Origin of the sequence: Moorena sp. SIO2C4, assembly GCF_010672485.1 — a bacterium.
Lineage (GTDB): Bacteria > Cyanobacteriota > Cyanobacteriia > Cyanobacteriales > Coleofasciculaceae > Moorena > Moorena producens.
The window spans coordinates 1-8118 of the sequence record NZ_JAAHGN010000245.1; the positions used below are offsets into that span (position 1 = coordinate 1).

Genomic DNA, 8118 nt, shown 5'->3' on the forward strand with positions numbered 1-8118 from the left:
TATCCAGTTGTAAATTTGAATTGGCAGTGCAGTAAATGGATCTTGTGGGTTCATTGGCGGCCTGGTAATGAAGCTCAAGGCTCCGATAGTAATCAAAGGAGCAGTTTCCCCAATTGCCCTTGACAGTGCCAAAATGGTTCCTGTCAGGATACCAGGTAAAGCTAGAGGAAAAATATGCTCTCGAATCACTTGCCAGCGAGTTGCTCCTAAGGCATAACCCGCTTGACGCAAACTATTGGGAATTGCCCGTAGACTTTCACGGGTAGCAACAATAATGATAGGCAGAATTAACAACGACAGGGTTAGGGCACCAGTTAGTATGCTCCTACCATTAGTAATGGGTTCCAACCACCGGACAAACACTTGTAAACCCAATAAGCCGTAAATAATTGAAGGTACAGCAGCTAGGTTAGCGATGTTGATTTCAATAATCTGGGTCAACAGGTTGTCAGTGGCATATTCTTCTAAGAAAATACCTGCCCCTACTCCCAAGGGAAAAGAGACCATTGCTGTTATCACCAACAGCCATACACTACCGATTAAGGGAGGAAAAATACCAGCTTGGAGTGGTTTACGGGAGGGAGGATTGCTGATAAATTGCCAACTGAGCCGGGGCAGACCATCGAAAAAAACATCAATTAGCAATACTGCCAGTATCACTAGGCCAAAAAAGATGGCAACCCAGGCAGCAATGGCGAAGATTTTATCAAAGTTATAGCGCTTGGGTAGCGCCAGGTTGAAGTAACCTGGAGAATCCTCTCCTAGAGGTCTTAGGTCTTGTGCCATTAGTCGTATTTCTCCCGAAAGCGACGGACAAACCAAAAGCTAAAGATATTTAGAACTAAGGTCAGTAAGAACAGGGTCATACCTACAGAAAAAATAGTTTTGTAGGCTAGGGAACCTGCTGGTGTATCTCCCATGCTGACCTGAACGATATAGGCTGTCATGGTCATCACTGGTACTAGGGGATTTAGTCCCAAGGTGGGATTTTGACCAGCAGCAATGCTAACAATCATGGTTTCACCCACAGCACGGGAAACCGCTAGTACAAAGGAAGCAACAATTCCAGATAATGCTGCTGGTATTACTACTCCGATGATGGTTTCTCGTTTAGTTGCCCCCAAGGCATAAGCACCTTGTCTTAAACTATTGGGTACAGCATAGATGGCATCTTCACTTAGGGAAGCTATCATAGGAATAATGGCTATTCCTAAAACAATCCCAGCGCTTAAGGCATTGAATCCTTGTAAATCTGGAATAGCAAATGACTCCGGAATAGGTATAAACCGACCCATCAATGCTATAACCCAATTAATAAAACCAATAAAATCTCTTAAAAAAGGGCTAACTAGCATCAGGGCAAAGTAACCAAATACCACCGTAGGAACCCCTGCTAATATTTCTAGGGCAGGTTTGAGCCAGCGACGGATACCAGGAGATGCATATTCACTCAAGCAGATAGCTGCCAGCAATCCCAAAGGTAATGCCACCATCAGCGCGATTACAGAGGTCAGGAAGGTGGCACTAATCAGCACAAAAATGCCAAACTGGGGATTAGCAAACAAGGGAGTCCATGCTGTATCAGTCAGGAATTTCCAGAGTGATACTTCTTGGAAAAATGCTACTGTTTCAAATATTAGGGTTAGAACAATTCCGATGGTAGTTGCCACAGAAACAAAGGCAAAGGTAGCAAAAACTATTTTTACTACCAGTTCTACCCGCTTGTTTAACTGCCGGTTTGGTCGAAACATCTCAGAGTCTGATGACTCAAAAGATGACGGAGTGGTAGTCATCAGTAAAGTATTAAGTCTTAAGGATCAAGTGTGTTCGCTTGATAGCGTTATCTTACGGTAGGATGCAGTGCCAAGGATAAAGGATAAAGGATGAAGGATGAAAGCTCAATTGTGAGAAATTAAGTGTGAGGAATCAAGTGTGAGGAATGAAATAATTCTACTTATAGATGTACGGCTGATATCTATTAAGGTGACTGCGTGACTTAGCCACTTTGTTCTTTATAGCCTTCAGCCTTCATCGTTCATCCTTAAGTCTTTAAGACATCCTTTACTATTATTTACTTCTCTAATAGCTGTTTCACTTTGGAGCCTTTAGGAGCATTATAAAATACTGTCCCGACTTTGCCGTCGCTAAAGCGCTTTCTCACCAGCACCATAATGTCTTCTGGCATGGGCACATAGCCAACTTCTGAGATTAATTTGGCATTTGCTGCTGCCAACTGATAGTCTACAAAGGCTTTAACTTCAGGTCGAGTTGCAGCCTCTTTCTTGACGTAGATAAACTCTGGGCGAGATAGAGGTTTGTAACTTCCATCGGCAATAGTTGCTGTGCTAGGGGCAACGCAACCACTTCCTCCATCAATCTGTAACAGTTTGAGTTTATCTTTGTTTTCTTCGTAGTAGGCGTAACCAAAGAATCCTAGTCCACCCTTATCAGTAGATACCCCTTGGACAATCAAATTGTCATCTTCACTAGCGGTATAGTCGCCCCGAGAGCCCTTGTCTTTACCAACCGTCTTTCCCGTAAAGTAGTCATAGGTTCCGGAGTCAGTTCCTGGACCATAAAGTCCTAGTTTTTGATTGGGGAAACCAGGACGAACTTGATTCCAGTTGTTGATTTTGCCTTGAGCTGCTGGTTCCCAGATTTTTTTGAGTTCAGAAGTTTTTAGGCAGCTAGCAAAGTTATTGTCTTTGTTAACTACCACAGATAGTCCATCAAAGGCGATGGGTAATTCGATGTACTCAATTCCTCCGTTCTTGCAAAGCTCTATTTCTGATTCTTTGATCGGACGGGAGCCGTTGGAAATATCTGTTTCTCCAGCACAAAATTTCTTGAATCCACCACCAGTACCAGAGACACCGACGGTAACTTGGATTTCCGGATTGGCTTTCTGGAACTCTTCCGCCATTGCCTCAGAGATGGGAAATACTGTACTGGAACCATCTACCTTAACTTGAGCTGTGGGGGCTGAACCACCACAGGATGTAATCCCAACACCTAAGGTTGTGATTAATGCTATTGACAATAAAGAATTCTTTTGAGACAACATGGAATTGGCTTAATTATTTTAGGCGTCACAGCCGGAGTGTACCGCTCCATCATCAAGACTAGGTTAAGCATTGGGTTAAAATTTAATTAAGAAAAGGTTAAATTTATAGTTGGTGTAGTAGGTTTCACTAGCTAACTTACTCTAAAGTGGTATAGTGAAGGATGCCTTTAAAGCTGATATACGTGGGAGATACTGTGGTTCAAGCACCTTTGTCAACTGCTGTAGGTCTATCTGTAGGTTTATCAAATACACCAGGAAGTACACCAGCAAGTACACCAGAACAATGCTTAACATCCCCAGCATCCTTGAATGAGTGGCTGCAAAAGCTAACTGAGGGGATTATTGCAGGCGATCGCATTACTAGAGAGGAAGCCTTAGCCCTTACCAAACTGGAAGGGCAGGATAATATATTGCTGCTGTGCCAAGCAGCTGACAAAGTGCGCCAAGCCTGCTGTGGTAATACCGTGGATTTGTGTAGTATCGTCAATGTAAAATCTGGTGGCTGCTCAGAAAACTGTGGCTTCTGCGCCCAGTCGGCTCACCATCCTGGCGTTGATTCCCCGATTTATGGTCTTAAGTCTAAGCAAGAGATTATGGCTCAAGCTAAGGCAGCTGAAGCGGCTGGAGCCAAACGTTTTTGCCTAGTTAGTCAGGGACGTGGACCAAAGTACAGTAGCCCTAAATCGAAAGAGTTTGAACAAATTCTGGAAACCGTACGGGAGATTATTGCCGAAACCAGCATTAAGCCTTGCTGTGCTTTGGGAGAAGTGACCTCGGAACAAGCCCAAGCCCTGAAAGAAGCTGGGGTAACTCGCTACAACCACAACTTAGAAACCTCAGAGCGGTTTTTCCCAGAAATTGTCACTACTCACAGCTGGCGCGATCGCGTCGAGACGATCCAGAACTTGAAAGCAGTTGGGATTCAAGCCTGCACTGGTGGCATTATGGGCATGGGAGAAAGCTGGGAAGACCGAGTGGATTTAGCTCTAGCCCTGGGGGAGTTAAAGGTGGAATCAGTACCCCTGAACTTGCTCAATCCTCGGTCTGGAACCCCTTTGGGAGAATCTGGGAAGCTAGACCCCTATGAAGCACTAAAAGCGATCGCAATTTTCCGGATGATCCTACCTAAGCAAATCCTGCGCTATGCTGGTGGGCGAGAAGCCGTGATGGGTGAATTGCAGGCAAAAGGGCTAAAATCCGGAATCAATGCTATGCTGATTGGACACTACCTCACCACTCTGGGACAGCCACCAGAGCAAGACCACGCTATGCTGGACTCTTTGGGTCTAACCGGTGGTGAAGCTCCGATTCCCGGAGAATATAACTCTTAGAATAAATAGCCAGAATAAATAGATTATCGATGTAACTGTGTCTGCTCCCAATGAGATTTTGTGGGCCATAATTGGTTTGCTGCTGACAATCGGCGGCACGTTTCTAGAAGCCTTCTTTGTCTCCAATCCACCCTGGGATTGGTCAACTCAAGGTGTTCAAACTATATCCCTAGGGGTTACCTATCAGATTGGAGCAGTCCTACTAGCTGCTTGTTTAGGAGGCAGAAATGCTGGTGCTCTTTCTCAAATTGCCTATGTTGTGATCGGGTTGAACCTCCCAGTCTTTACTCAAGGTGGAGGTATTGGCTATATCAAGGAACCCAGCTTTGGATACATACTAGGCTTTATTGCAGGAGCCTGGGTGTGTGGTTTTTTAGCCTTTCGCGTACAACCACGAGTCGAAACATTGGCATTTAGCTGCCTATGTGGTTTACTAACCATCCATGCCTATGGTGTCGGCTATTTGATGATTTTCCACGGCATCAATTGGTCAGTGCTTGGGGCTGAGCCTCTCATGGAAGCCATCATGAAATATACCATTTCACCTTTACCGAGTCAGCTAGTGGTAATTTGTTCTGTCACCGTTGTGGCATTTGCTCTACGGCAGTTGATGTTTTATTGATAGTCATTGGTAAAAATAAATTTGTTAATTGCTAAGGTTTAATTAACGAACGGCTACTCACTAGATGTGTAAAACGGCTTTGACACTCCCGACTCCCGACTCCCGACTCCCGACTACCGACTCCTAGTAAGTCCCTCACCCAATCAATAAATGCTATCATGACTAATGACTAATGAAAAAAAACCGCCTGTGTTGGTTTGCTGCTGCTATTGGTCTGATTCTGGATCAGCTGACTAAATATTGGGTGGTGCAGAATTTTGAATTGGAAGAGACTCTACCCCTGTGGCAAGGGGTGTTTCACTTTACCTATTTTACTAATACTGGTGCCGCTTTCAGTCTCTTTAGTGAAGACGGCAGCTGGTTGCGCTGGCTGTCCTTAGCTGTGAGTATTGGTTTAATCGCTCTAGCTTGGTTTGGACCAAAGCTGATTAGATTGGAACAGCTTGGTTATGGCTTCATACTGGGAGGAGCATTAGGGAATGGCATAGACCGTTTTTTCAACAGTTGTTTGGTAGATAACCAGACAGTAACGGGTTGCGTTGTGGATTTCCTCCATTTTCGGTTGATTAACTTCCCGGTATTTAATGTGGCCGATGTGTGTATCAACTTAGGTATTGTATGCTTGCTTATTGCAAGTTTTAAGCATCAATCTCCAAAATCTAGGGAGAGGGGACAATAACATAGTCATAACTTACAAGCCACAATACACAAGGGTTATGGCCAATCTGCTTCCATAATCCTGTGCCCTGTCTTCCCTCTGTGCCCCGTCTTTCCCTTATTCGCCCTTTTCCTAACTTATTTGCCAAATCCGGATCGTGCTGGATTTGGTATTTTCGGCGTATCCCTGTATCCGAGCTCGATCCGTGCCTGCCCTATTCTCAAAAGTAACCAATAATCCTTTACTATTTATTCTCAATTAGAAAATTTTCTTGCAAGTGAGAGAAATAATTATTTAATATTGTCAATAATGGCTCGTTTTTGAGAGGGTTACCATGGCTAACTATACAGCTGCTTCACTCAAGGCCGAACTCAATGCTCGAGGTTGGCGTATGACACCACAACGGGAGACCATTCTCCACGTTTTCCAAAATTTACCGAGAGGAACCCATCTCAGTGCTGAGGAACTTCACGAATTGCTCGAGCAACGAGCAGAAGGAATCAGCTTATCTACTATTTACCGTAGCGTTAAGTTAATGTCACGGATGGGCATCCTGCGGGAATTGGAGTTGGCAGAAGGGCATAAACATTATGAACTCAATCAGCCTTTTCCCCATCATCACCATCATCTGGTGTGTATTCAGTGTAACCAGACCGTTGAATTCAAGAATGACTCAATCTTGAAACAAGGGATGAAGCAGGTGGAAAAAGAAGGCTTGCAGCTGATTGATTGCCAGCTGACCATTCATACCATTTGCCCAGAAGCCCTGCGCATGGGATGGCCTTCGGCTCTACCGAGTAATTGGCGTTGCTCTCGATCCATTGCGATGCACGAACATTAGTTTTGTGAGTGGTTGTCGTTTTGTCAATGAACTAAATGACAAGCAACATAATGTCCTCTACCTGCATCTTTAAACTCTGGTTCTGGGTCTTGCCGACAAGTATCCATTACCATAGGACAGCGAGTGTGAAACCGACAACCTTTGGGGGGATTGCTGGGGCTGGGTACATCACCTGTTAGGATAATACGTTCCCGTTGACGCTCAAGTTCAGGGTCAGGAATTGGTACGGCTGAGATTAATGCTTGGGTATAGGGATGCAAGGGGTTCTCATATAAACAGACGCGATCTGCGAGTTCTACTATTTTGCCTAGGTACATTACTGCCACCCGGTCAGAAATGTGGCGCACTATACTTAAATCGTGAGCAATAAATAGATAAGTTAAACCAAATTCTGCTTGCAACGACTGCATCAAGTTAACGACTTGGGCTTGAATGGATACATCTAAAGCAGCAATCGGTTCATCACATACTATAAAGTCAGGGTTTAAAGCTAAGGCGCGAGCAATCACAATCCGCTGACGCTGACCCCCAGAGAATTCGTGGGGATAGCGATTGATAAACTGGGGATTGAGTCCTACCACCTCTAGTAAGGACTGGACTCGTTCTTGTTTTTGTTTACCGATGGCTAACCCATGGATTTGCAGGGGTTCACCGACAATACTTCCTACGGTCATCCTGGGATTGAGAGAAGCATAGGGGTCTTGAAAAATCATTTGCATCCGGCGGCGCATCTGGCGCAGGGATTCAGCCTCTAGCTGGGTTAGGTCGATATTTTCAAAGTAAACATGACCAGCTGTCGGACGGTATAGTTGTAGGATCGCTCGTCCGGTGGTACTTTTGCCACAGCCAGATTCTCCTACTAAGCCTAAAGTTTCGCCACGGTTGATATCGAAGTTGAGTCCATCAACAGCTTTGATGGAGCCAATTTGCTTTTGCCAGATGATTCCTTGGGTGATGGGGAAGTGCATCTGTAGGTTTTCTATGTGTAAGAGACTTTTGTTTTGTGGGTTGGGCTTGGGGTTGTCTAGCTGTGGTGCTGTCATGTGATTGTTTAATGCTTAATCGCAATCATATTAGCCGTTCACATGCCATTGCTTTAATGTTTGACAACACCAACTTGTCTTGATTAAGGATTACCAGAGTCAGGCATAGCATGGGTAGACAGTAACTCGTTAACGTAGCGCCGAATTACAATCTGCTGCTGGTCAGGGCTAAGGCGTTTGGCTTGAATCAGGGAGTCGAGGCTAACCCCATTGACCAGGGCTAACAGGGCGTTGGCTTCTAACTCTGGCTCTATGTTAGGTCGAATCAGTTTGGCTGACTGTAGAGCTTTCAACTCTTGAATAATCACCTGACGGAGCTGAGCAGCACTATGTTGATGCTCAGCCATCAGGGATTCTCGTCCAATGGCATACCCCAAAAAGGCCACCCAGACCTTGAGAATATCTTGCCGTTCAGTGTCTAGTGGCAAAAACACAGATAGCATTTCTACCAGTCGATCGACTCCCCTAGCGTGCTCTGTTGCAGCCTGCATGGTTTTTTGCAGACGCTGAGTTACTTGATTAAGGGCAAACAGAATAAGCTCCTGCTTATCTCGAAAGT

At 44.9% G+C, this 8118-nt stretch carries 9 protein-coding genes and 1 pseudogene; 4 read left to right on the forward strand and 6 right to left on the reverse strand.

Features of this window, described 5'->3' with window-relative positions; genetic code table 11:
• From pstA to F6K20_RS14790, 3 genes are all read right to left on the reverse strand, one after another.
• A partial coding sequence (gene pstA, locus F6K20_RS14780; RefSeq protein WP_287295115.1) for a phosphate ABC transporter permease PstA occupies positions 1-786 on the reverse strand: 786 nt, incomplete at its 3' end.
• Positions 786-1793 (reverse strand): phosphate ABC transporter permease subunit PstC, encoded by a 1008-nt coding sequence (gene pstC / locus F6K20_RS14785; RefSeq protein ID WP_287295117.1) that lies wholly within the window; start codon positions 1791-1793, stop codon positions 786-788. The genes pstC and pstA, both read right to left, overlap by 1 nt.
• Before the next feature lie 278 nt (positions 1794-2071).
• Positions 2072-3064, reverse strand: a complete 993-nt coding sequence (locus F6K20_RS14790; protein ID WP_287295119.1) for a PstS family phosphate ABC transporter substrate-binding protein — start codon at positions 3062-3064, stop codon at positions 2072-2074.
• Positions 3065-3369: 305 nt separating this feature from the next.
• Here F6K20_RS14790 and bioB point away from each other — a divergent pair.
• Positions 3370-4395, forward strand: a pseudogene (gene bioB / locus F6K20_RS14795) (biotin synthase BioB); the annotation flags it as partial.
• Positions 4396-4432: 37 nt separating this feature from the next.
• Complete coding sequence (locus F6K20_RS14800; protein WP_008179727.1) at positions 4433-5017, forward strand: biotin transporter BioY; 585 nt, start codon at positions 4433-4435, stop codon at positions 5015-5017.
• A gap of 31 nt (positions 5018-5048) precedes the next feature.
• Here F6K20_RS14800 and F6K20_RS14805 read toward each other — a convergent pair whose 3' ends face one another.
• The gene (locus F6K20_RS14805) at positions 5049-5177 is read right to left on the reverse strand and encodes a hypothetical protein (protein WP_267871985.1); all 129 of its coding nucleotides are present in this window, start codon (positions 5175-5177) and stop codon (positions 5049-5051) included.
• A gap of 12 nt (positions 5178-5189) precedes the next feature.
• On the opposite strand from F6K20_RS14805, the gene lspA reads away from it, so the two are divergent.
• Both lspA and F6K20_RS14815 read left to right on the forward strand, forming a co-directional pair.
• On the forward strand, positions 5190-5696 hold the full coding sequence (gene lspA, locus F6K20_RS14810; RefSeq protein WP_287295123.1) for a signal peptidase II: 507 nt from the start codon (positions 5190-5192) through the stop codon (positions 5694-5696).
• A 313-nt stretch (positions 5697-6009) separates the two neighbouring features.
• The gene (locus F6K20_RS14815) at positions 6010-6516 is read left to right on the forward strand and encodes a ferric uptake regulation protein (RefSeq protein ID WP_008179729.1); all 507 of its coding nucleotides are present in this window, start codon (positions 6010-6012) and stop codon (positions 6514-6516) included.
• Positions 6517-6539: 23 nt separating this feature from the next.
• Here the strand turns inward: F6K20_RS14815 and F6K20_RS14820 are convergent, their stop codons facing one another.
• Positions 6540-7559, reverse strand: a complete 1020-nt coding sequence (locus F6K20_RS14820; protein ID WP_287265100.1) for an ABC transporter ATP-binding protein — start codon at positions 7557-7559, stop codon at positions 6540-6542.
• Between the two features lie 83 nt (positions 7560-7642).
• Positions 7643-8118, reverse strand: a 476-nt coding sequence (locus F6K20_RS14825) for a TetR family transcriptional regulator C-terminal domain-containing protein (protein WP_287295125.1), incomplete at its 5' end; no start/stop codon positions are given.